18 protein-coding genes are annotated in these 24,109 nt (G+C 58.6%); 9 read left to right on the top strand and 9 right to left on the bottom strand.

Going from position 1 to position 24,109, the window contains the following annotated elements; translation table 11 throughout:
• Positions 1 to 140: 140 nt before the first annotated feature.
• Together GSQ91_RS02375 and GSQ91_RS02370 are read left to right on the top strand one after the other, a co-directional pair.
• On the top strand, positions 141 to 1,061 hold the full coding sequence (locus tag GSQ91_RS02375) for a bestrophin family protein (protein WP_158819662.1): 921 nt from the start codon (positions 141 to 143) through the stop codon (positions 1,059 to 1,061).
• A 77-nt stretch (positions 1,062 to 1,138) separates the two neighbouring features.
• Positions 1,139 to 2,119: a cation diffusion facilitator family transporter gene (locus GSQ91_RS02370; protein ID WP_254064329.1), complete on the top strand. Its 981-nt coding sequence runs from the start codon at positions 1,139 to 1,141 to the stop codon at positions 2,117 to 2,119.
• 141 nt (positions 2,120 to 2,260) lie between these two features.
• On the opposite strand, the gene GSQ91_RS02365 is transcribed toward GSQ91_RS02370, so the two are convergent.
• The gene (locus GSQ91_RS02365) at positions 2,261 to 4,384 is read right to left on the bottom strand and encodes a prolyl oligopeptidase family serine peptidase (RefSeq protein WP_158819661.1); all 2,124 of its coding nucleotides are present in this window, start codon (positions 4,382 to 4,384) and stop codon (positions 2,261 to 2,263) included.
• A 65-nt stretch (positions 4,385 to 4,449) separates the two neighbouring features.
• Here GSQ91_RS02365 and GSQ91_RS02360 point away from each other — a divergent pair, with 65 nt between their 5' ends.
• Together GSQ91_RS02360 and GSQ91_RS02355 are read left to right on the top strand one after the other, a co-directional pair.
• Positions 4,450 to 4,950 carry a DUF1003 domain-containing protein gene (locus GSQ91_RS02360; protein WP_158819660.1) on the top strand — a complete coding sequence of 167 codons (501 nt, stop codon included), beginning with the start codon at positions 4,450 to 4,452 and terminating at the stop codon, positions 4,948 to 4,950.
• A 195-nt stretch (positions 4,951 to 5,145) separates the two neighbouring features.
• The gene (locus GSQ91_RS02355) at positions 5,146 to 6,045 is read left to right on the top strand and encodes an alpha/beta hydrolase (RefSeq protein WP_158819659.1); all 900 of its coding nucleotides are present in this window, start codon (positions 5,146 to 5,148) and stop codon (positions 6,043 to 6,045) included.
• 100 nt (positions 6,046 to 6,145) lie between these two features.
• Here the strand turns inward: GSQ91_RS02355 and GSQ91_RS02350 are convergent, their stop codons facing one another.
• From GSQ91_RS02350 to GSQ91_RS02340, 3 genes are all read right to left on the bottom strand, one after another.
• Positions 6,146 to 6,505 carry a transposase gene (locus tag GSQ91_RS02350; protein WP_254064358.1) on the bottom strand — a complete coding sequence of 120 codons (360 nt, stop codon included), beginning with the start codon at positions 6,503 to 6,505 and terminating at the stop codon, positions 6,146 to 6,148.
• Positions 6,506 to 6,729: 224 nt separating this feature from the next.
• Positions 6,730 to 7,803, bottom strand: a complete 1,074-nt coding sequence (gene prfA, locus GSQ91_RS02345; RefSeq protein WP_158819658.1) for a peptide chain release factor 1 — start codon at positions 7,801 to 7,803, stop codon at positions 6,730 to 6,732.
• Between the two features lie 193 nt (positions 7,804 to 7,996).
• Complete coding sequence (locus GSQ91_RS02340; protein ID WP_158819657.1) at positions 7,997 to 8,389, bottom strand: hypothetical protein; 393 nt, start codon at positions 8,387 to 8,389, stop codon at positions 7,997 to 7,999.
• A 250-nt stretch (positions 8,390 to 8,639) separates the two neighbouring features.
• Between GSQ91_RS02340 and GSQ91_RS02335 the strand changes: the two genes are divergently transcribed.
• The 3 genes from GSQ91_RS02335 to msrA all read left to right on the top strand — a co-directional run bounded on the left by GSQ91_RS02335 (position 8,640) and on the right by msrA (position 11,361).
• Positions 8,640 to 9,335, top strand: coding sequence for a DUF882 domain-containing protein (locus GSQ91_RS02335; protein ID WP_158819656.1), 696 nt, complete (start codon positions 8,640 to 8,642; stop codon positions 9,333 to 9,335).
• A gap of 51 nt (positions 9,336 to 9,386) precedes the next feature.
• Positions 9,387 to 10,466, top strand: coding sequence for an aromatic ring-hydroxylating dioxygenase subunit alpha (locus tag GSQ91_RS02330; RefSeq protein ID WP_158819655.1), 1,080 nt, complete (start codon positions 9,387 to 9,389; stop codon positions 10,464 to 10,466).
• 211 nt (positions 10,467 to 10,677) lie between these two features.
• On the top strand, positions 10,678 to 11,361 hold the full coding sequence (gene msrA / locus GSQ91_RS02325) for a peptide-methionine (S)-S-oxide reductase MsrA (RefSeq protein WP_158819654.1): 684 nt from the start codon (positions 10,678 to 10,680) through the stop codon (positions 11,359 to 11,361).
• 83 nt (positions 11,362 to 11,444) lie between these two features.
• Here msrA and GSQ91_RS02320 read toward each other — a convergent pair whose 3' ends face one another.
• Positions 11,445 to 11,909, bottom strand: coding sequence for a hypothetical protein (locus tag GSQ91_RS02320; RefSeq protein ID WP_158819653.1), 465 nt, complete (start codon positions 11,907 to 11,909; stop codon positions 11,445 to 11,447).
• Positions 11,910 to 12,148: 239 nt separating this feature from the next.
• Here GSQ91_RS02320 and GSQ91_RS02315 point away from each other — a divergent pair, with 239 nt between their 5' ends.
• On the top strand, positions 12,149 to 12,772 hold the full coding sequence (locus tag GSQ91_RS02315) for a hypothetical protein (protein WP_254064328.1): 624 nt from the start codon (positions 12,149 to 12,151) through the stop codon (positions 12,770 to 12,772).
• A 289-nt stretch (positions 12,773 to 13,061) separates the two neighbouring features.
• On the opposite strand, the gene GSQ91_RS02310 is transcribed toward GSQ91_RS02315, so the two are convergent.
• Both GSQ91_RS02310 and GSQ91_RS26110 read right to left on the bottom strand, forming a co-directional pair.
• Entirely contained in the window at positions 13,062 to 13,256 is a 195-nt protein-coding gene (locus GSQ91_RS02310) for a hypothetical protein (protein ID WP_158819652.1), read from the bottom strand.
• Positions 13,257 to 13,430: 174 nt separating this feature from the next.
• A complete protein-coding gene (locus GSQ91_RS26110; protein ID WP_158819651.1) occupies positions 13,431 to 14,471 on the bottom strand; it encodes a FecR domain-containing protein in 1,041 nt (346 codons plus the stop codon).
• Between the two features lie 365 nt (positions 14,472 to 14,836).
• On the opposite strand from GSQ91_RS26110, the gene GSQ91_RS02300 reads away from it, so the two are divergent.
• A complete protein-coding gene (locus tag GSQ91_RS02300; RefSeq protein ID WP_158819650.1) occupies positions 14,837 to 15,646 on the top strand; it encodes a hypothetical protein in 810 nt (269 codons plus the stop codon).
• Between the two features lie 240 nt (positions 15,647 to 15,886).
• Here the strand turns inward: GSQ91_RS02300 and GSQ91_RS02295 are convergent, their stop codons facing one another.
• Complete coding sequence (locus tag GSQ91_RS02295; RefSeq protein WP_158819649.1) at positions 15,887 to 20,662, bottom strand: FG-GAP-like repeat-containing protein; 4,776 nt, start codon at positions 20,660 to 20,662, stop codon at positions 15,887 to 15,889.
• Positions 20,663 to 20,845: 183 nt separating this feature from the next.
• Entirely contained in the window at positions 20,846 to 23,782 is a 2,937-nt protein-coding gene (gyrA, locus tag GSQ91_RS02290) for a DNA gyrase subunit A (protein WP_158819648.1), read from the bottom strand.
• Positions 23,783 to 24,109: the final 327 nt, after the last annotated feature.

Below are 24,109 nucleotides of genomic sequence, written 5' to 3'. Positions count from 1 at the left end.
AGGACCTTTTCAACCAGAACGCTTGCTGCTTGACCCCAGGCGCTTCGGGAGAAAGGTTCAACCTACTTATCCATTTCTCCTATCAATATGAACGAATCATACGATTGGACATATAACCAGCCGGGGCGTGCAATGAACATATGATCGTGCGCTCAAAATTGAACTGGTTCCGAATGCTCTTCATCTGGCACGGCTCCGTTCTGAGCGACATCCTTCCGCAACTGCTATTGGTGCTGGCGATAGCCAGCTTTGTTACATGGAGCCACGGAAGGCTGTTTCATCATCAGATCCCGTTGACCGTCGCTCCGTTCACGCTGCTTGGCGTATCGCTGGCGCTGTTTCTGGGGTTTCGCAACAGCGCCAGCTATGACCGCTACTGGGAAGGCCGCAAGCTATGGGGAGCTCTGCTCAACCTGACCCGCTCCCTTGTCCGTCAGTCGCTCACCCTGGGAGGCCTTGAGCCGGCAGATCCCCGTGTCACGGAATGGGTCTCCCTGCTCGCCGCCTTTACCCACGCGCTGCGTCACCAACTGCGTCATAGCGATCCCAGGCTCGATCTGGATCGTCTGCTGTCCCCAGAGCTAAGTGCGGAAATTCTAGCAGCGCGATATCGTCCTGCAGTCCTTCTTACCTCTCTGGGCCGATGGGTCGCAGCGCGAAGCAGGGAAGGCCGATACGGAGAGATGACTGCCGCTGCCTTCGATCACAACCTGAATGGCCTCTCCGACGTATTGGGAGGCTGCGAACGTCTGGCAGGCACTCCTTTGCCCTACCCCTACTCCGTAATGATTCATCGCACGGTGTATATCTACTGCTTTCTTCTCCCCTTTGGCCTTGTCGGTACCCTTGGCGTGATGACTCCGGTAATGTCTGTGCTGGTGGCCTATACCTTCATGGCGCTCGAAGCGTTGGCCGAAGAGATCGAAGAGCCTTTCGGAACGCTATCCAATGACCTTCCGCTGGAAGAAATGAGCGGGATGATCGAAGAAACATTGTTGGAGATGGCAGGAAGAGAAACCCCGGTGAGCCGGTCCGAACCGCGAAAGTTTGTCTTGCTTTAGCCCATTTCTGCCGCTGGAAGGTGCTTCTGCAGGCCACTGGAGTCCCCCGCTTTACCGCAAGCGTCTACACTGGATATATGCACGCCCACGCGAAACCCGGCGGCTCGATGCAGCGCATCCTCAAGTTTTCGCTTGCGCTCACGCTGCTCTATATCCTTGCGACGTTGTTCTTCGGCTTGCGTGCCCACTCGCTCGCACTGGTCTCCGAGGCTGGGCACAACGTCTCCGACTTCCTCGCGCTAGCACTCAGCTTCGTTGCGGTATGGCTGCAGACGCGGCCGGCAACCGACCAGCGCACCTTCGGCTATCAGCGCGCGGGCGTTCTGGCGGGCTTCGTCAACGCACTGAGCCTCCTGGTACTCGCCCTCTGGATCGCCGTCACCGCCCTGCAACGGTTCTTCCATCCGGTCACGGTAGAGCCGCACCTGATGATGGCCGTAGCTGCCGCCGGTGTGGTCATGAACGGCGCCATCGCCGGGCTGCTCTGGAAGTTCTCCGGCGACGTCAACATCCGTAGCGTCTTTCTGCACATGCTGGGCGACACACTCTCGACCGCCGCGGTCATTCTTGGTGGCCTGGCAATTCTGTTCACACACCAGCAGTGGATCGACCCGCTGCTCTCGCTCATCATCGCCGCGATGATCCTGTGGAGCTCCTGGGGCATCGTGCGCGAGACGCTGCACATCCTGCTCGAAGGCACGCCGCGCTCGCTCAATCTCAATGAGATACGTACGGCTATGCAAGGTGTGGCCGGCGTCGTCAACGTGCATGACCTTCATGTCTGGAGCCTGACCTCGCAGTCGCACGCACTCTCCAGCCACGTGCAGGTCATCGAGATGCAGCTTGCGGAGAGCGAAGCGGTGCTGGAGCGCATCAACCATCAGCTTCGCGACCATTTCGGCATCCACCACTCAACGATCCAGATCGAGGTCACCGATTGCCCCACAGTCGATGGCTGCGTCTCCCCACCGGAGCCGGACGTCATCGACGGCCACTCGCACCATCACCATGGCCCAGGCGGCCATCACCACGACCACGAACACAGCCACGCACACTAAATAGCAGTTCTATAGTCTCCCCAAAAACTTGTCATCTCGACCGAAGGCGCGCTTTTGCGCCGTAGCGGAGAGACCCCTGTATTTTGTTCGGAGTAGCGTTGCAGCTATAGGCAAATGCAGGGATCTCCAGACGCAAATGACCTACTGCCCAGGCTTCAACACCCTCTCAAAAAACTTCGCCTCCGCCTCATAGCTCGCAAGCCAATCCCGATGCAACAAAAAATCATGCACCTCATCGGGAAAGATAAGCTCTTCGAAAGGCACGCCACGAGCCCGCAACGCATCGGCCAGCGCCTGTGTCTCGGCATAGGAGACCTCGGGGTCGTCATCACCGTGGATGAAGAGCACCGGCGAGCGCCACTTCGCTACATCTGCCATCGGTGAGCTAACGCGAGCCTTTGTGGCGATAGCATCCTTCTCTGCATTGTTGCCGCGCAGCCACTTGGCATCATCGTCTTCGAGAATCCAGTCGTGGACGCCATGAAAGTCCACGCCGGCGGCAAACAGGTCGGAGTTGCGTGCCAGCGCCAGCGCCGTAAGGTAGCCGCCATAACTCCCTCCCCACACGCCAATGCGTTTCTGGTCGACATCGTTGCGCGAGTGCAGATACGCCGCCGTCGCGAGTACGTCGTTGTACTCTGCAGCGCCATCCGCACCTGAGCCCTCGCACCGGTAGAACTCCATCCCATAGCCGATGCCGCAGCGGTAGTTCACCGAGAGCACGATAAACCCGCGCGCGACGAGGTATTGATTCATCGCATACGCGTTGGAGTAATAATCCATCGCCGGATAACCAAGCATCATCTGCCGCTCCGGCCCACCATGAAAGAAGACGATGACGGGGCGTTTGGAACTTGTTTTTCGCTCGGGGAGGAACAACTGCCCATGGAGATCAATGCCGTCGCTAGAACGGAAGAGCACCTGTTGCGGCGTAACCAGCGCAGCCGGATAGTCCTGTGGCAAAGCGCCCGCATGCAGCGGCGTAAATGTTCCATCCGCGGCCACCATCACAGGATGCGACGGAACACGGGCATCGCTGGCAATCGCGGCAATCTCGCCGCTGGCTGCAATCTGCGGATGGGTCTCGATGCCACTGCCATGCGTGAGAGCGATCGGCTCGGAGTTTGTTCCGCCGAGGTCGATCTTCCACAGATGGCGGCGGTCCGCATCGGAAGCATTTGCAACTGCCGAATTCGAAGCATAGAAGACAGTTCGTCCTTCCGCACTGAGAGTGGCGTCTTCAACCTCAAACGCCCCAGGCGTAAGCAAACGCGGCTGTGATCCGGGTTTGTCCGCCTGTAGCGAGTAGAGATGCACCCATCCATCCGCTTCGCTGAAGAAGAGCAGCTTGCCACCTGTCGCCCAGAACAAACGCGGGCTCCCGCTTGAAAGATGCGGCGTCACACTCCCGCGCTCGTTCGCTTTGGGGGAATAGAGAGTATGAGCCTCGCCGCTCGCCACACTCGCAAGCTGGATCGACCACGGATACGCCGAGACGCGATTCGCTGCGAACTCCGGAGCCTCCGTGAACGGCTTACGCAGCCACGCGATCTGTTGGCCATCAGGCGAGAAGTTCGGTGCGAAGTCGCTGCCCGTGGAGGGTGAGAGAAAACGCAATGTGTGCGCACTCAGATCGAACATTCCGATAAAGCTGTGATCTCTGCGATGACTGACGAACGCCAGCAGCTTGCCATCGGGCGAAAGCGTCAACGAGCTCGCCGTGCCACGATCGAAGACGAGTTGATGCGCGGCATTGGGTGAGGCCATGGAGGAAGAAAGCCCGGCAGACCATATCTGGCCTCCATGCACGAACAGTACGCTCCGTCCATCGCGCGAAAATAGCGGCGAATGGCCTTCGCCAAGCAGCACGGGCTGGCTGTCAGGCGCGATCGGCTGCACCCAGACTTCCACTGGTGTCGCGCGCTGCAGATGCGCTGGATTCGCCGGCTTGCCGTCGGCACCTGTCTCCGCGCCACGGCTGTAGGCGATGCTTGTCCCATCCGGCGACCAGACGAGGCCATCGATGTCCTGCCCATCGTCTTCGCTGTACTGCGTAAGCTGCCGCGCGGACTCTTTCGGCCCGCCTATCCAGAGATTCCGCCGTCCCTCGGCATTCTCAACCCATGCGAAGAGCGTGCCCGATGGGGCAGCTGTGAGCGAAAGCGCATAGGGCGCGCTGAGAATCTGTTGCAGCGTAAACGGTTGCTGGGCGGGTGCCAGGGTGGCGGCGAGGGTCAACGCGAAAAAGACAGGCGGACAACGCATATCGGGAAGACTATCAGCGAGGCTGGCTACTATGCATCCAACTCAAGCAGGAAGGAGGGTGCGTTATGTCGCAGGCCCACATTCAGGACCATGTCGAGCTGATCGCGAAACACGAGCAGGAGTTCCTCTCTCAGCGGACCCGGACGGAGCGGCTCACCGATTCGATCGCTGGGTTCGTCGGAAGCCTCACGTTTGTTGTGGCGCATCTCTGCCTTTTTGCCCTATGGATTGAGCTCAACCTATTACCTCACCTGCGGCACTTCGACCCCGCGCCCTTCTCGCTATTGCAGACCATCGTCGCGATGGAGTCGATCCTTGTCGCCAGCTTCATCCTGATGCGACAAGCCCGCCTGGGCCGCCGCTCCGATGAACGCGACCACCTGATGCTGCAGATCCTGCTGCTGACGGAGAAGGAGATCACAGCCGTACTCGGCATGGATCGGCACATCGCAAATGAGATGGGCCTGGATAAAGAGGCCAATGCTCAAGAGGTGCGCGAACTGAGCCAGAAGACCTCCATCGACGATGTCGCGCAATCGATCAAAGAGAGCTTGCCGGAGAAATAACTCCACCTGAAGCCACAAATCGGGCGCCCACCTTTAATCCGGGTGCCCCATCTTCGGCGCGTTCTTTGCGCCTAAGGTGGGCATCGGGCGAAGCCCGACCGCTCCCGCCCATCTTCCTATCGCCACAACCGTAAAATCACCGCATGACCTTCGGCCACAAACGCTACCAGTAAACTCTGTCGAAGGAGAACCTTCGTGACCCGCCGGAATTTAATACAACTCCTTGCCGCACTTGCCGCCTCCAGTAAAGTACGGGCCCTGTCTTCTACCCCTGCCTTTCCAGGCCCACCAGTGCAGGACTACCACGGCTATGTCCTCCACGACTTAGTTGTAGATGGCTGCACCGGCCATATCGTCCAGCCGAAAGACCCATTGCCAGGACGGCCCTGGGTCTGGCGAACCATGTTCTGGGACGCCTTTCCCGCAGCCGATATCGCTCTCTTGAAAGCTGGGTTCTATGTCGCTTTCCTCGACGTAGGAAACACCTTCGGCTGTCCCGACGCCATGAAGCACTTCGACGTCTTCTACGAGACGATGACGAAGCAATATGGGCTCTCCTCCAAACCGGCGCTGGAGGGTCTAAGTCGCGGAGGCCTCTATGCCTATCGCTGGGCTTACGTGAACACAGATAAAGTGGGTTGCATCTATGGCGACGCTCCGGTCTGCGATATGAAGAGCTGGCCGGGCGGCAAAGGCAAAGGGACTGGCAGTCCTAACGATTGGAAACTAGCGATCGCGAGCTATCACTTTGCCAATGAGCAGGAGATGTTGAACTTCAAAGGAAACCCGATCGATATCCTTGCGCCGATCGCCGCCGCGCACATACCGATCCTGCATGTCTGCGGCGATGCGGATACAGCAGTTCCGGAAGAAGAGAACACAGACATCGTCCGCGAACGCTACATGGCTTTGGGCGGAGACTTCGTCCTGATCGTCAAACACGGTTGCGATCATCATCCCCACGGCCTGCCCGACCCAACCCCAATAGTCAATTTCATCGTCGCCCACTGCGCACAAGGGGAAGCAGCGAGGCAAGCCTCCCTCCTCGCACTGAAACCAGGCACGGTACTAAAGCTGGCACCAGGGCAATGGTGAACGAAGATCCGCACAATCCGGGTGCCCCATCTTCGGCGCGCGTTCTTTGCGCGCCTAAGGTGGGCATCGGGCGAAGCCCGACCGCTCCCGCTCATTCCAGTCAGAACCCACTGATATATACAGTGCCCTGCTCTTCTGTAAGCCATGTACGGTAGCTGGAGTGAGGCCATTCCTCTGGCACCTCGACAAGTCCCTCTGCCACGGGGTTCCGATGAATGTACTTTAGCTTCTCAACAAATTTGCGATGCGTGATGACGTTGAAATCGTAGTAACGCTCCTGCCAGAACGGACGCTGCGGCAACTGTTTACTAACCGAGACCTTCAACGATTGAATGGCCTTCGAGAGTGGCTGAGACACAGGTTCGGAGACGAGAAGGTGAACGTGGTCGGGCATTACAACGTATCCGAAGACCTGGAAGTTGTACTTGCGTCGTGTCCGTTCAAGCGAGTGCTCGAACAGATCGCGCGATTCGGGGGTGTCGAGATAGGGAAGGTGCTGGTATCAACTGAAGTTGATCGCGTGGTCATGGCCTGATGTCTGGTAGCGTTTGAGGCCGAATGTCATGCGGTTGATTTTACGTTTGTGGCGATAGGAAAATGGGCGGGAGCAGTCGCGCTCCGCGCGATGCCCACCTTAGGCGCGATGAAGCTGCGCCTAAGATGGGGCACCTCGATTTCAATCCATCAAGCCGCCACCATCTCCGCCTTCAATCTCTCCGCCGTATAGTGCGCGATCAGAGCATCCACGGTCGGCTGCAACAGACCTTCCATCACCATCGCGAGCTGATGGTTCGTCAGCCCGATGCGGTGATCGGTAAGCCGGTTCTGCGGGAAGTTATAGGTACGGATCTTCTCGCTACGGTCGCCGGTTCCCACCTGCTGCTTGCGCTCCTTAGCCTGAAGCTGGTGAATGCGCTCAGCCTCGACCTCATACAGCCGCGAGCGCAAAACGCGCATAGCCTTCTCGCGGTTCTTGATCTGCGACTTCTCGTCCTGGCAGCTCACAACGGTGTTGGTAGGCAGGTGCGTGATACGAATCGCCGAGTAAGTCGTATTCACCGACTGTCCACCCGGACCCGAGGAACAGAAGGTATCGATCCGCAGGTCTTTCGCCTCGACTTTGACGTCGACCTCTTCGGCCTCCGGCAGCACCGCGACAGTAATGGCTGAGGTATGTACGCGGCCCTGCGTCTCGGTCGCTGGAACGCGCTGTACGCGATGCACGCCGGACTCATACTTCATCTGCGAGTAGACCTTGTCTCCCTCGAAGATAGCGGTCACGTCCTTCAGTCCGCCCACATCGGAGTCGGTCTGCGACAGCACTTCCACCTTCCACTTATGCTGTTCGGCAAAGCGCAGATACATGCGGAAGACCTCGGCGACGAACAACGAGGCCTCGTCTCCGCCGGTGCCCGCGCGCAACTCGATAACAACGTTCTTATCGTCGTTCGGATCTTTGGGCAGCAGTAGCACCTTCAGCTCTTCTTCTACAGTGCCGAGCTTCGGCTCCAGTGTGCCGAGCTCTTCCTCCGCCATGGCGCGCATGTCGGCATCACTCTCGCCGAGCATGGCTTTGGCCTCGGTGACTCCGTCGCGCAGCTTGCGGTACTCGCGAAACTTCTCCACCGTCGGCTCCAGGTCGCGATGCTGCTTGGCAACGGTCTGGAACTTCTTCTGGTCGGAGAGCAGGCTGGGGTCGCCTAACTGGCGGCCAAGGTCTTCGTAGCGTTCTTCAATCTGGTCAAGGCGGTCGAACATGATGCGGCTCCTCCTGCAAAGGCAGGGATCAGAAAACAGATAACAGGGGAAAAGAAGTCGGGGAAGGCGCAGCTAGGCAAAGTCGTGACGAGAAGGCGTCACGCGGGAGATACTCACCGGATTAGTGCTAGTGCGAAACATGCAATGATCTTCCAACAAATCGCTTCGTTCTCTTTAGATGATACAGCCGCCGTCAAGGGTGCGTAGGCGCGGGGGCCGTCCCGGTATCGGCTTTGGGTCCCAGGCCAACGACGTTAAAGTCACGGATCGTGCCATCGGGCAGCAGGAACCGATAGACGAGGAAGGTGTCGTAGCCGTTGGGGTGCTTTGGAATCCAAATAGTTTTGGAAAGCTGAGCTTTGTAGTCCCCCAACGCGAGAACGCCAGTGCCACTGGTTCCTTCACTCTCGAGTAGAACCTGCTGTCCATCGATAATGGTGTCAAGTTCCTGCTCGGCGTTATGGGTGTCATACCTGGAAAATACAACATGCACCCTGAGGGGGTAGTCCGCCGGGTTAGAACTCGGTTTGGCGGCACACAGGAAAGTTGTTTGCACCAGAAGTAGGGCAAGGGCGAGCTTTTTCATCGAAGGTGCTCCGGCAAGGTAACGTAACTATCTAAAAAGAAAGACACTATCTATCCATCGTAGTTGTCCTTACTGTTGCTTGTTTTCGCCGCCCCACCCAGGAAGCTACTTTGACAATGCCCTTACAAAGAGATGACACTCCATAGAACAACTCTTACGCTAGAATGGCAGAGTGGAATGGCAATTGGCGAATTCGATTCGCCCGGCCCGACTTGCAAGTGCAGACTAATTCCCACGGAGACCGACTTCATTGAATCTGCCGCTCTATACCGCACTTTCCAACAATCGGCGCTTGCGCAACCTCGTCTTTGCCTCCCTGGCCTTCGCCGGTCTGCTCTGCCTGACCCTGCCCGCTGCGGCACGTAACACGCGGATTCACCTTCATACCCACATGGAGCCGCTGAAGTCCGTACCCCTTCTGGAACCCGGAATCGTGCCCGAGGAAGGCGACAGCCTGCCCACGACGGGCCGCAAGTATAAGCTGAAGCTCTACCACCTGCACACTGGCGAAAGTCTCGACGTGGTCTACCGCATCGGCGACGTCTACATCCCTGAAGCGATGGACAAGCTCAATCACTTTCTGCGTGACCACCGCACCGAAGACCAGAGCCACTACGATCCCCACGAGTTCGACCTGCTGCACAACCTGATGGCCCGGCTCGGCCGCCCACAGGGCATGATCGACGTAGTCTGCGGCTACCGCACGCCGGAGAGCAATGAGTACCTGCGCAACCTCGGTCCCGAGACCGGCGTAGCCAAGCACTCGCAGCACATAGAGGCCAAAGCCATCGACATCCGCGTACCCGGCATCCGTACCCGCCGTCTGCGCGATGCCGCGCTAAGCCTGCAGGCCGGCGGTGTAGGCTACTACCCGCTCAGCCAGTTTGTGCACGTGGATGTAGGCCCCGTCCGGCACTGGACGTTTGATCGCCACGGCGAATACTAGAATCAAAATTTATGATTTGTTGCCGCCAGTGGCGCAGGCCCATAATGGCCTATGGCGACCCCTACAAGCTTCGTACCAACCGCTGAGCTGATCTCAGCCGGGTCTGGTCAGGCGGTTCTTCCTCGCGGGTGCACCTTTCCAGAGGCCGATTGGCGGGCGCTTGCCCCCTTCTGGTATCCGGTCGCCTTCTCGCATGAGGTCACCAATCAGCCCTACGCAGCCACCCTCCTCGACGAACGCGTCGTCGTCTACCGCCTCTCCGACGGCTCGCTGGCCGCGGCCCGGGACATCTGCCAGCATCGCGGCGTTCCGCTCAGCATGGGTCACGTCGAAGGCGACGAGATCGTCTGCAAGTATCACGGGCTGCGCTACGACCGCGAGGGCCGCTGCACCTGCATTCCCGCGCATCCCGGCGGAGCCATCTCCCCTCGACTGCGCCTCCAGATCTTTCCCGTACAGGAGCGCTACGGCCTGGTCTGGCTGCGGCTGGTAGACAACGGCCCGCTCCCCTTGCCGGAGATGAAGGAGTGGGGCGATCCAGACTACCTTCCAGTGCTCCCCAACAGCGTCCTCATTCACGCCGCCGCAGGCCGCCAGATCGAAGGCTTCCTCGACGTAAGCCACTTTGCCTTTATCCATACGGACAGCTTCGGTGAGTCCGACAACCCGGTCGTGCCGGACTATCCCATCACGCAGACGCCCTCTGGCTTTGTGGCCGACTACCTCAGCACGGTCAGCAACTACTCGCACGCCTACAAGCACCTTAACCCGCCAGGCTTCCTCTGGCACAGGCGGTTCGAGGTCTTCTACCCCTTCACGGCGAAGCTCACGGTGGTCTTCCCGAATGACGGCCAACTGCACATCCTGAACGCCGCATCGCCCATCTCCGCTCGCAAGACGCGGCTCTTTGTGCCCATCTGCCGGAACTTCGATAAGGACTCTCCGCTACAGGAGACGCTCGACTTCAACCACCAGGTATTCGCAGAAGATATCGCGGTCGTCGAGCGGCAGTATCCGGAAGACCTCCCGCTCGACCTCCATGCAGAAGCCCACTTTCCCGCCGACCGAAGCTCAATCGCCTACAGAAAAGGCCTCGCCGCACTCGGCTTGAGCCGAAGCTATACAGCGTAGATATGCGCTTTGAAGAGTACGGCCTTTAGGCCATACGGTAAGACCGGGTGCCCCGTCTTCGGCGCGCGTTCTTTGCGCGTCTAAGGCGGGCATCGCGCGAAGCGCGACCGCTCCTGCTCATTTTTGATGGGATCCCACAAAGTAGAATCAGCCCCATGAATGTAACCCATCCACCTCTGCGCTAGTCTTATGGCTGTAAGAGAGGTCCACCATGCCCCGCTTCAACATTCTGCGCAACACGACCCTCGTCCTCCTCACTGTCATCGCTCTCTGCAGCGGATGCAAAGCAGCCGACAGGCCCATGATCCCCGCCCCAACCACAGACGTCGCCCTCGCCGCTACTCCAGGAAAGCAGACGGCGGTCTTTGCCGGTGGCTGTTTCTGGGGCACACAGGCTGTCTTTGAGCACGTGCGCGGTGTACTGGCGACGACCACTGGCTATGCTGGGGGCTCGGCTTCGACTGCAACCTACGATCAGGTCACGACCGAGACCACCGGCCACGCCGAGTCGGTACAGGTGGTCTACGACCCCTCGAAGATCACCTACGGCCGCCTGTTGCAGGTGTTCTTCACCGTCGTTCACGATCCGACCCAGCTCAACCGGCAGGGACCAGATGTCGGCACATCCTACCGGTCGGCGATCTTCACCCTCAACGATGATCAGCGCAGGCTCAGCGAGGCATACATCGCGCAGCTCAACGCCGCTAAAGTCTTTCCCAAGCCGATCGTGACGCAGGTCACACCGTCGAAGGGCTTTTACCGCGCCGAGGACTACCATCAGGACTACGCTCTCAACAATCCCGGAAACCCCTACATCCTGGTCTGCGACAGGCCCAAAGTAGAGGCCTTGAAAAAGCAGTTTCCCGATCTGTACGTGCCCTACAAGGGCAAATAAGTAGAGGCGGTGTCACTATTCCAGCGACACCGCCTTAACTCAAAACAGACTCACTCAAAACTCACAACTCAACGAAGTCAGATTTACTGCCAGTGAGCATTACGCCACGCCGCATCGACGATCTGATGTGCCGCATCGATGTGGCCGACCGCACGATCGCGCAGTCCGCGCGATTGAGGCACATCCTCGGCGTGATCGAGATCGCGATGGGCTGCCGCCAGCAACTCATTCGCTCTGCGGAAGCGGTCATGCGGACTCAGGCGCGTATCGACCGGCGGATAGTCGTTGAGGCCCTTGCCGTCGTCGATAGCCGCATGTTTGATCTCATTGATTGCTGCATCGATCTCGCGGATGGCAGCCTGGTCATCCTGCTTCACAGCACCCCACTGCCAGTGGTCAGCCAGCATGCCCCGCGCTCCGCGCAGATCGTCCAGCGCATGCAGATAAGCCGGATGAGGTCCCGGGACCTGTGCCTGAATCGTCGTCGCCGGCACCATCGCCGCCATCAAACCCGTTGCTGCCAGTAGTGCCTTGATACCAGTACGCATTGTTGTGTCTCCTTTTGACTAGCGCAGGGAATTATCTTCCACGCACAGGTGTAGGAACCACACAAAAATAGAAAAGTTGTGCGTCTTTTTTATCTCCGGTACGTCTAGCCGTTTGGTTTGGAGTGGTCTCGTGTAAGAGCCGCGTTTTCCATGCAACCCCGAATATTTATTTCGCTTGTGTCTTGTGGGGCTTCCGCGTAGGTTTAGGTGGCATTCCTATCCTCAACCTAAGGTGTTCTATGCGGCGTCTGCTTGTGTCGTCTTTCGTAGTTTTCTCGGCCGTCGGCAGTCGTGCCGTGGGACAGCAAGCCACCGCTCCGGCAGCTCCGGTAACCGCAACCGCGCCCACGGTGGCAGTGGCACCTGCTGTGCCCACTGCTGCACCGGTCGCGGCGTCTGCACCCGCTGCCGCTATGAACCCGGATGCATCTGGCAAGTACATGCTTCGCGAAGGCGACGATGTGGATTTGCAGTTTGCGCAGGATCTAAGTTCGAAGACCTCGTCGGAGGGTGACCCGGTAGAACTTACGCTGGCCGATGATCTGAAGGTGGGAAACGTAGTTGTGGCGAAGACTGGCGCGAAAGCGTTTGGTGAAGTGACCAAGGCGGAGAAGTCAGGCATGATGGGCAAAGCCGGCGAGCTGAATCTGCGGCTCAACTACCTGAAGGTAGGCGACACCAAGATCAAGCTGCGCGGCACCAAAGGCAAAGAGGGCGAGAGTGGAACGACCAGCGCGGTAGTGCTGACGGTACTCTTCGGGCCGATCGGCTTGATCAAGCACGGCAAAAACGTGGAGATCAAGAAGGGCCAGGCACTGCATGCCTATATCGGGGATGACATCACGGTGCCTCCCGCAAGCTAAAACCGTTTCGCATAAATAGGAATGATGTCGTTGTCTGTTTTTCGCCGTCATCCTGAGCCGTAGGCGAAGGACCCCCGCATTCGTATCACCACGTATGCAAAGCACACCACAAGCATTTGTTTTGTCTTGCTTTGCATTTGTGGTGGCAACAATGCGGGGGTTCTTCAGCTTCGCTTCAGAATGACGGCGAAAGAAACAGGTAACAGCAAGAAGATCCAAAAACAAAAAGGCCGAAGACGACGCTGAGAAAATCCTCACCACCCTCTTCGGCCTTCTTCAAATCTCTCGACTACAGCTTCTCAGCCGACTTGGCGTGCGCGTCGGAGGAGTGCTTGTGCGCCTCTACCGAGTGCGTATGGGCCTTTTCCGAGTGCTCGTGGGCTGCTGCGTGGTTGCCGCTCTCGTGGTGTTCGGCTGCCGCGTGATGCGCCTTGGCGGCGTGCTCATGGTGCTCTGCTGCCTGCTTGTGCGATTCGTGTGCCATTGTGTGAATCCTCCTGGGAGTTGCTCCCAGACCGTCTGACTCGGACACCTGAACCAAAGTTGTTCTTCCAGCCGAAACGTTCATCGAGGATTCATCGCCTGTTCGCAAACGCAGAAAACCCCTCTCCGCATCGAGCGAAGAGGGGCATCTGAAGAGCTGTTTTGGAGGATTGCGTTAGCGATGACCGCCGCCACCACCGCCGCCATGGAAGCCACCACCGCCTCCACCACCGTGGAAGCCGCCTCCACCGTAACCGCCGCCGTAGCCGCCACGATAACCGCCGCCGTAACCACCGCGATAAGCGTAACCGCCACGATAGCCATAGCCACCGCGATAGCCATAACCGCCTCTATAGCCCCAGCCGCCACGATAGTAGCCGCCGCCCCAGCCCCATCCTAGGCCAAAGCCCCAGGGATAGCCGTAACCCCAGTAAGGGTAGTAGCCATAGGGATAGCCATACGCATAGTACGGATAGCCGTAGTAACCATCGCCGTAATAGGCGTCGCCATAGTAGGCATTGCCGCCGGAACCACCGTCACCGTAGTAGCCGCCGCCGCCGCCACCCTGGTAGGAGCTGGCGTTGGGATTGCGGCCATAGGTGTTGTTGTCGAGCACCAGATCAGCGCGCGCCTGGTTGGGGCCAACATCCGAAGCCCGCCCGCTCGCTCCCAGCACCAGTTGCTGGTTGTCCTTGATCTTGATGGAGTTGTTATTGTTCTGGCCAGAAAACGCCTGAGCCTCACCATGCAGCACGCGTACGGTATTCGTATCGGCGTTGAAGGTGTAGAAGCCATCCTTCACCAGCGCAACCTGTCCACTGGGCAGGTCGACGAGAATCTGGGGGTTGCCTTCAGGGTGATCGACGCTGACATTGGCGCGGCCATGCTCCACGCGAACCTCGGCGACGCCCGCGTCGGTAGTGGACACGGAGCGGACGGAGCTATTGGGCCCCACCCGGACCATCACGCCCGGCAACACGCCCGCACTGGCGGTACCGTCGGTGGTCGTAAGCGGCTGGCCTGCAGCCAAAGTGTTGAGGTGTAAGCCACTTGGAGCTGTGCGCTGGATCGGAGCCGCCTGACCTTGAACATAGTTGGACGGGGGTGGTGCAGGAGCATTATCGGGGTCGGCGATACCCGCATTCTGCGCCAGCGAAGTAGCGGCAGCAGCGGACAGAAGCGCCAGGGAAAACAGGAAAGATGAGGAGCGTTGCATCGTAAAAAACCTCTACTGAGTTAGATGCGATTTCGGTAGAAATGTTTCGGTCAAGGGGAGTGCGGGAACCCCATTGAGCGCTGGTATTTGTCATTTGTTTGTCTCTCGCCGTAGTCCGAGCCATCGACCGGGTGCCCCATCTTCGGCGCGCGCTTTATGCGCCTAAGGTGGGCATCGCCCGCAAGGGCGACCGTCTTTAGCTTGGAGCGGCGACAGTAGCCAGATACCACCGAGAGGCGTAGGCTCATCGAGCCCCTCTGTAAGTTCCTCCAGCGCCAGAGGCCAATCGAGAACCCCCCACGTCTCTGCAACACAGGAATGCGCCGCGCAAGAGACCGTGCCCGGCACAACAGAAAGAGCACCCAATGAAAGCTCGTGCAGCAGCATCAATCCTTTCAGGCCTCATCCTTTTAGCCCTTGCACTGCCGCAGGCCAAAGCCCAACAGACTGCGCAGGACTTTCCCGCCGCCATCGCAGCCTGCGGCCCCGCAAAGTTGGACTTTGACGTAAAGCCCGACAAGTACGTCGCGCCACCACCGCAGGTTCCTTCCGGCAAGGTCCTGGTCTACCTATTTGAGAACGTCGCCAGGCTCCCCTTCCACGGCGTGACGGTGAGAGTCGGGGTGGATGGCAAATGGGTAGGGGCAACGGAGGGCGAAACCTACCTGACCTTCCTGGTCGATCCCGGCGTACACCACGTCTGTGTATGGGCCCAGGCAAGCGGGTGGAATCCGATGGAAGATGGAATCGCATTACACAGGTTGAACGCCCAGACGGGCAAGACCTATTACTTCCGCACCCGCATCTCACAGCCACAAGGCTCAGCCACCACCCTGCTGGACGCGGTAGACGACGACCAGGCCCAACTCCTACTCCAGACCTCAGCCCTCAGCCCTCAGCCCACGCGACCTCACACCCGAAGTAGAGAGCGCTATAGGTGGCGTGGACGAGAGCTAATCTGCTGTTGCTCGCCGCCAACGGATCCTTCAACAGACGGCGAGGGGGTGAGCACAGAGGTAGAACATCCGCACCCCGCAAGTGTCTCCCGGCCACATCACCCAAACTTTGTCATCTCGACCGGAGGCGCGCTTTTGCGCCGCAGTGGAGAGACCTACAGTTTTGCCGCGTGGCAACGATTGCCAGCGCCAGTAAGCTTGCAGGCCTCTCCATCCTGAGCGCCGTCGACCGCACCACTACATCAGTGGGAGACAGCAGAAGGTGGTGCCCCTCCGTCACCAGCGCTTCGTCCGCGACAACAACGCGCGATTTGGTCGTCCTTACAGAGAAAGGCGTCCTTATCCGCACGAGTGGTCGCAAGTACGCACGCTATGCACTGAAGCTCAGCGAAGTCTAATGCTTGAAGGCACATGCAGCCGCACTCTGGCAACGGTGCGGCTGCATGAATCGCGTAGCACCTACTGCACGGTGAGGGTGATCGCGCCCTGCTGAGAAAGGGTGCCCGATGTTCCGGTCACCGTCACTGTATAGGTGCCTGGGGTTGTGCCGGAGTTCACACCACCACCGCCACCGCACGCCGACAAACCGCCGACAAGAATGGCGAAGAACAGAAGCATTCCAAGCCTCGTCTGCCAATTACGCCGCCGCACAGTTATGCCAAAGACGAGGAGCCCTGCCAGAGTCGTACCACCTGCCGGGTACCACGGAGCTCCTTGGCGTTTGGGATAGACCTGTGTAGCGCTCGTTGCCGCTGTGGTGTGAACGGTTAGAGTGATTGTTTGCGGCGTCGTTCCGCCGATCGTAACCGAACTGGGGATGCTGCATGTCGCCGCATCCCTGGCGGTCATAGGGGTGATGGCGCAGCTCAGGCTCACCATGCCGGTAAATCCGCCCAACGGCGTTACGGTGATGGTCGAAGTGTTTCCAGTGGTAACGCCGGGCGCTACAGAAACCGTTGTTCCGCTGACTGTGAAGCTGGGAGGGACTGCAGTCGTCACCGTAATCTGGGGAGATGTACCTGTGGCGCTGTTATAGATCGAGGCACTGGTTGAGTCGGGCGTGTAGTTGGCGGTAAATGTGTCGCTGCCGGCGGCCAGCGATCCGGCCGCTATGGTGAACGTCGTACTGCCCCCGCTAAGGGTCTGCGTGTTGCTGTCGCTGCCGCTTACCAACTTCACCAAACCGGTCGGTGTCGGTGTACCGTTGATGGCAACCATCACAGTCAAGGGTTGAGCCGTCGTGATGCTCGTGGAAGAAGGTGTGACCAATACCGTCGGCGTCACTAGCGGCGCGGTCAGCGCCGTCGTGCCGGAGACGCTGGAGGTGTAGTTGTTGTCTCCGGGATAACTCGCCTCTACCAAGTGCGTTCCTGCGCCGACCGAGATATTGCTTGCCACAGCTGTCGCTGTTTGTGTCAATTGTGTCGTTAGAACCGTTGTCGTGCTGCTGATGTTGTTTGCCACAGCTAGGCCCGTCTGGCCATCTTTCTTGAAATTCCCCACCGCTACAGACAGTGGATAGTTTCCGGTTGACGGGTTTGCCGCAGCCGTAAACGTCCCGTTCCCGTTGCCCAGCAGAATAGTGACAGTATTGTCCTTGGAGTTCGCCACCGCCAAGTCGGCGTTGCCGTCTCCATTGAAGTCCCCCACTGTTACGGATGAGGGATCATTGCCCGTAGCTGGACTAGGCGCTGGGGTAAACGTCCCGTCCCCTTTGCCCAGCAAAACTGTTACCGTATTGCCATATTCGTTCGCCACAGCTAAGTCCGGTATGCCATCTCCGTTGAAGTCTCCTATTGCAACGGATACAGGATTCCAGCCAGCTGCGGGACTAGCCGTTGAGGTAAATGTCCCATCTCCATTGCCCAGCAGAACCGTCACCGTGCCGCTCCCTGCGTTGGCCACGGCCAAGTCCCGAATGCCATCGCCGTTAAAGTCCCCCACGGCGACAGAGACCGGACTGTCGTCTGTCGTCGGGCTTGCCGCTGGGGTAAATGTCCCGTCCCCATTACCCAACAGAATTGTTATCGAATTGCCATATCCGTTGGCCACGGCTAAATCCGGTATGCCATCCCCGTTGAAGTCTCCAACTGCCACCGACTCTGGATAGGAACCCGTCACCGGGCTCACCGCTTGTGGGGTAAATGTCCCATCCCCTTTGCCTAACAAAATCGTCACCGTGTCACTTACTGCGTTTGCAACGGCTAAGTCAGTCTTGCCGTCTCCGTTAAAGTCCCCCACTGCGATGGACCAGGAATAGGTGCCTGTTGACGGACTTACCGCAGTAGGTGCAAATGTCCCGTCACCATTGCCGAGCAGTATCGTCACGCTCCCGTCAGTCCCGCCAAGGTTCGCGACTGCCAAATCCGGAATTCCATCGCCGCTAAAGTCCCCCACAGCAATGGACATTGGAGAAGATCCCGCCGCTGGCGACTGGGAAGTTAGCCAGTTTACAGAAGCTTCTTCTCCAACTAAAGCTGCAGTACCCAGCAGGACGTTTGCATTGCTAGTGTCCAGGAAAGAGATAGTCCCGGTTGGCGAAACTGCTCCTTGTCCCGTTACTATTGCTGTCAACGTGTAGTCGCCCGGATTGCCGCTCTGTGCGATAGTCGTTGTGGATGCAATCGCGCTGGTCACCGTCAGCGCCGATGCGTTGGAGTTGCTCGCTGCGTTGGTCGCGCTGCCCACGAAGACTGCCTTATAGCTGTGGCTCCCGATTCCCGGAACAAACTTCAGCACCGCCGTTCCCGTACTCGTCAACTGCGCGGTGCCGAGAAGATGAATGTCCTCGCAGTGCGCGGCCGTTGCATCGCAGAAGTTCACCTGCCCGGTCGTCAAGACCGTTGGCCCGGCACTTACCGTCGCAGTCAGTATCACAACGCTCCCCGATGCTACAGAGGAGGCTGGAGCGCCAGCTGCAGTCGCCGTCAAGGTAGTCGCTGTTGCCACTGCCACTGTTCTGACAGTTACGGTAATGGTCGTGCTCGCGCTTAAGGCACCAGAGTTACCTATGATGGTCACCGCAGATGTTCCGAGCACGGCGGAACTACTCGCGGTCAATGTAAGCACGCTGGTCCCAGTTGTGGGATTCGTACTCCACGATGAGGTCATACCGCTGGGCAGGCCAGACACGGTCAGATTTACACTGCCAGTGAACCCGTATTCGGGATTTACCAAAATTGTGGAAGTAGAGGAGTTGCCTTGATTCACAGTAAGGATGCTCGAAGAAGCTGACAGCGTGAAGTTCGGCGATTGAACCGTCAAAGGCAGAGACGTGGTTGCGTTCAGAGAGCCGGAAGTACCGGTAATGGTTACCGTTGAGGTTCCTGCTGCGGCTGAACTGCTGGCGGTCAATGTAAGCACACTGGTCCCACTTGTGGGATTCGTGCTCCACGATGAGTTCACCCCGCTGGGCAGGCCAGACACGGCCAGATTGGCGCTGCCTGCGAAGCCGCTCGCATCAGTCATGGTGACGGTGGTTGTGCCAGAAGCACCCTGATTAATGGACAGAATGCTAGGTGTGGTTGAGAGCCAAAAGCCCGGCACCTGTGGTCCTGCCAGAGCGTCGATCAGGTGTTGTCCAGCCGGGCTTCCCCATCCAGTCACCAGATCGTAGCCAGGGACAGCACTATACCACACGGGCTGGTTGTAGGTGTCGTTGTTCCCGCTAACAATATCGTGGAAATCGCTATTGAAGCTGGAGCCCGCACCGATTGAATAGATGGCCGGATTGATAAAACCCAAACCGCCCCTGGGAGCTGTGCCGGCCTCCACGGCCTGCTGATTGATCAGCGCCATGAAGCCCGCCCAGCGCGGAGCCGCAAAGCTGGTTCCAGCCCAGTTTTCTCTGCATGAACCCATCTCGCAGTTGTAGTTATCGAAATCACCTTCCATGGCAACGTCCGGCACATTGCGCAGGGTGGTTGAAGCTCCGTTGGCTGAATTGGCCGCCCCGGCTTGCCAGCTCGGAATCGGTATGCCATCGGGACTGATTCCGCCACCGCTCCCATACCGTTCGGTTGTGCCTGGCTCTTCCGAATTCCACGCCGATTCTGACGCCCAAGAACCGCCTGCACCATTGGTGTTTAAATGAGTAGCGCCAACAGCCGTGACGTAATCGTCTTCTGCCGGATAGAAAGCCTGACTGGTCGCTGTATCGAAGGCTCCGTCATCTCCAGAATAGGTAAATAGGCTCTGACCTTGGGCGGCAAATTCCTGAAAGAAGACATCGTCTGTCGAAGGATCATCCGGTGCCCAACCCCAGGAAGTACTGAGCTGTTTGCAGATATTTTCCGTGGCCATGGCATTAAATATGTCTACTTCGGAGTAGTTCCCGATATACACACGAACCTGGCTCAAACCTGGGGCCATGCCGATAGCCTGCACGATGTCCAATACTTGTTCGACATCGCCATCAACCGGAGCAGCGGTAGCTCCGTCCAAAAGTACGTTGTTGATGGGGACGTTGTACGACTGTCCAGCACTGCTAAATGTCAGATTCACATCACTGAGGTTGTAGCCGCCAAACTCCAGAAGTCCAACTGCCTGGCCGGCGCCAGTGAGGATTGTGTTGCCGTAATAGGCTGCCCGCATATCGCTGCCGAGGTATGAACCACCAGGTCCTGAACCGGTGGTGTTGCCTGTTACTTGCCCCGCTGCCGCTCTTCTTACCATGGGGTGCGGTATGGAGAAGTTGTTCAAACCGACAATGTGCAACAGCGGTACGCTCAGATTGACTGAAGGTTCACGATCCGGCGAAAAGAAAGTGCGACTTTCCGTCGGATGCTGATAGACCTTCATTTGCACATGGAATGCCTTTTCGATTTGTGCTGCGGAGCCGCTGATGGGCACAATCAAGCGATTGGCTGGCGTATCGTTCACACTAAAGCCATTGGCTTTGGCAAAGTCAACCACTGCCTGGTAGTCCGCAACCGTAGGTCCGAACTGATCGGTGAACTGTCCGACACTAAGAAAGTGGCGATAGTCTGGACTGGACGGATCATAGAGTCGGCTCAAAAGGCTGGTCAGTTCACTTTGGTTCCGTAGCGGCAGCACCACGGTGAGGTTCAGCTGTTTCTCCGATGGAAGCGAACCCACTAGTTCCGCTTTCCCGCTAGAGACTGCTGTACTGACATGACCGTGCAATACCTGGAGCGATTGCTGTGCGAAGGCTGGGACGTAGGACAACAACAGACCAGCAAGTGTCGCCAGACACTTGAAGATTTTGGCTTTCACGGAGAGTCCTCATTGGCTTAAGTTTGAAGACTTATCCTACTCCGTTCGGATTTCAATCACGCGTAAGCGCTGGGGTAGACAAACAAACTCCGAAACACGGGCAAGAGAAAGGGCGTGAGCCGAAGCTCACGCCCTTTAGAAGCAGATTCCCTACGGGAATGACAGGAAGAAAAACAAAGGCAACTACTGCAGCAACGCCCCGTTCTCCGTAGGACTCTTCGGATCTTCCGGCGGGATAACCATCGCCGCAGCCACCTTATCGTCGGCATCGAGATCCAGCAGCTTGACGCCCATGGTGGCTCGTCCCGCCGCGCGAACGCTCTTGGTGTCGATGCGGATGATCTTGCCGAACTGGCTGATCACCATCATCTCCGTCGTGTCGTCCACCAACTGAATGCTGGCGACCTTACCGATCTTGGGAGTGGCCTTCATGTTGATCACGCCCTTGCCGCCGCGCGTCTGTAGACGGTAGGAGTCCACATCCGTGCGCTTGCCGTAGCCGTTATCCGAGACCGACAGAATCAGGCACGGTGTCAGGCCCAGCTCTTCGTCCAGCTTCTGCAGCTTGGCGGCGGCCTCTTCCGAGATCACCGGCGCGCTCAGCTCGCCAGGCTCAGCCAGTTCCAGAGGCTGTGCCGCTACACTCTCACCAGCTTCGTCCAGTACGGCTTCCACCTTGGCGGTGAGGCCGGTCTGCGCGGCTAGCTCCAGACGCTTCTTGTTGCGCGCCTCGTTGGAGGGCGTAACCGCCGCGCCGATCACATAGTCGTCCTTCTTCAGCGTGATGCCGCGGTTGCCGAAGGCCGGACGGCCCATCGGGCGCAGATCCTGCTCGTTGAAGCGGATCGCCATGCCGTCGTGCGTGGCGAGGAAGATGACCTGCTGGCCGTCAGTGATGCGGGCCGTGATCAACTCGTCGTCCTTGTCGATGCCGATAGCGATAATGCCGCGTGCCATCACATTCGAGAAGTCCTTGAGCGGTGTCTTCTTCACCGTGCCGTTGCGCGTGGCGAAGAGCACGTACTTGGACTCTTCCGTGAGGTCCTTCACCGGCAGAATCGTCACAACCTTCTCGCCCGGTTGCAGGTCGACCAGCGACGCCATCGCCTTACCCTTGCCGGCGGCGCCTATGTCGGGAATCTCATAGACCTTCAGCCAGTAGACGCGGCCGGAGTTCGTAAAGCAGAGCAGGTAGGCATGCGTCGAGTCGATGATGAGCTGCGCGACGAAGTCCTCCTCGCGCGTCTTCATCCCCAGGCGTCCCGTGCCACCGCGGCGCTGCTGCCGGTAGGTGGAGATCGGCGTCCGCTTCAGGTAGCCGGTGTTCGAAACCGTTACCGCAACCTGCTCATCGGCGATCAGGTCTTCGAGCGTGAGCTCGGTCGACTCGTCGAGGATGGTGGTGCGGCGGGCATCGCCGTACTTGTCGCGGATGTCCTCGAGCTCTTTAATAATCACTCGTCGGAGTTTCTTTTCCGACGCGAGAATCGACTCGTACTCCGCGATGTTGTCGCGCACAGCCTTCAACTCATTCAGCAGCTCGTCAATCGAGAGCTGGGTGAGTCTGTAGAGCTGCAGTTCCAGGATCGCGTCGATCTGGCGGTAGCTCAGGATCAGCGTCCCGGCAGTGTTATTCGAAAGCTGTGCCGAGACCGAGCCGCCGGCGAGATCGATGTTGTACTTCTTCGGATCCAGCGTGACGCCCTGCAGCTCAGTGCCGCGCAGGCTAATGCGGCGATTGCTGAAGTAGCCGAAGAGGTTCTCGCGGGCATCCGCGCGGCTGGACGATTGCCGAATAATCTTGATGACCTGATCGAGATGGTCGAGCGCAATCTGATAGCCGAGCAGCACATGCTCACGGTCGCGGGCCTTGTTCAGCAGGAACGCGGTGCGGCGGCGAACGACGTCGATGCGGTGCTCGATGAAGGCCCAGATGGCCTCGTTGAGCGGCAGCTCCTTCGGCTGGCCGTTGTGCACGGCCAGGAAGATCATGCTGAAGCTCTCCTGCATGGAGGTGTGCTTGTACAGCTGGTTCAGCACGATCTCCTGCTGCGCGCCGCGCTTGAGTTCGATGACGATACGCATACCGTCGCGATCGCTCTCGTCGCGCACATCGGAGATGTCGTCGATGATCTTCTCGTTCACCAGCTCGGCGATGCGTTTGATCAGGTTCGACTTGTTGACCTGGTACGGAATCTCGGTGCAGATGATCGCCTGGCGTCCGCCGGTGATCTGTTCCATGCCGCACTTGGCGCGCATCATAAAGCGTCCGCGTCCGGTCTTGTAGGTCTGGGTAAGGTTGCCGCGCCCGTAGAGGAAGCCGCCGGTGGGGAAGTCCGGCCCCTTCACATGCTCCAGCACGATCTCAAGGTCGCCGCGGGTCTCGCCCTTCTCCTTCTGGAGCAGCGCGATGGTCGCGTTCAGGACCTCAGTGAGGTTGTGCGGCGGAATGTTGGTCGCCATACCGACGGCGATACCGGTGCTGCCGTTGACGATCAAATTCGGGATGCGCGCGGGCAGAACCGTCGGTTCGGAGGTCGATTCGTCGTAGTTCGGAACGAAGTCGACGGTATCGGAATCGATATCGGCGAGCATCTCACCGGCCAGCCGCGTCATGCGGCTCTCGGTGTAACGCATCGCAGCGGGTGGATCGCCGTCCACGGAGCCAAAGTTGCCTTGGCCGTCGATCAGCGGGTAGCGCAGGCTGAAGGGCTGCGCCAGGCGCACCATGGTGTCGTAGATGGCGGAGTCGCCGTGGGGGTGGTAGTTACCCATCACGTGCCCGACGACCTTGGCCGACTTGGTGTACTTCTTGTTGAACTGCAACCCCATCTCCTGCATTCCATAGAGGATGCGGCGATGCACGGGCTTGAGGCCGTCGCGGACATCGGGCAGCGCGCGGCCGATGATGACCGACATCGAGTAGTCGAGATACGACCGGCGCATCTCCTCCTCGATATTGATGGAGTTCATGTACAGGGCACCGGGGCCGGTAGGCGCGGTGGGACCGTCTCCACCAGCACCCCCCGCAAGCGGGGGATTGTTGGAGTTTGCGTCCTGCGGAGAAGGTGAGTTTGAGTCGGGTCCGAGAGGCAGTTGCGGGTTCTGATCGTCTGGCATGGGCACTCTCTATTATAGCTGCCGAAGACGCATAAAAGCAGGGGTCAAGACGGGTTCCGGGGAGCGAGCGCTGGAACAGGAAAAAGAGCCCATATAGCCCACGAAATGGGCATGTTGCCGGCATGGAACGACGCCGCACAACTCCAGCCTGAGCGATGTGGCTGCCGAACCTATAAGGGCAAAGACAAAGCGAACACGTAGATAAGGTCAGGCGAACGCTTGGTTATCTGTATTTCTCCCCCTTAGCCTCCCCTCAAATTCGTCATCCTGAGAGCCTGTGACTTTTTGATTTTTGAGGGATCGAGGCAGAAGCGGTTTCCGCTTTTG

Source organism: Granulicella sp. S156 (genome assembly GCF_009766105.1).
Lineage (GTDB): Bacteria > Acidobacteriota > Terriglobia > Terriglobales > Acidobacteriaceae > Granulicella.
This window is presented reverse-complemented; position numbering and strand designations above follow the sequence as displayed.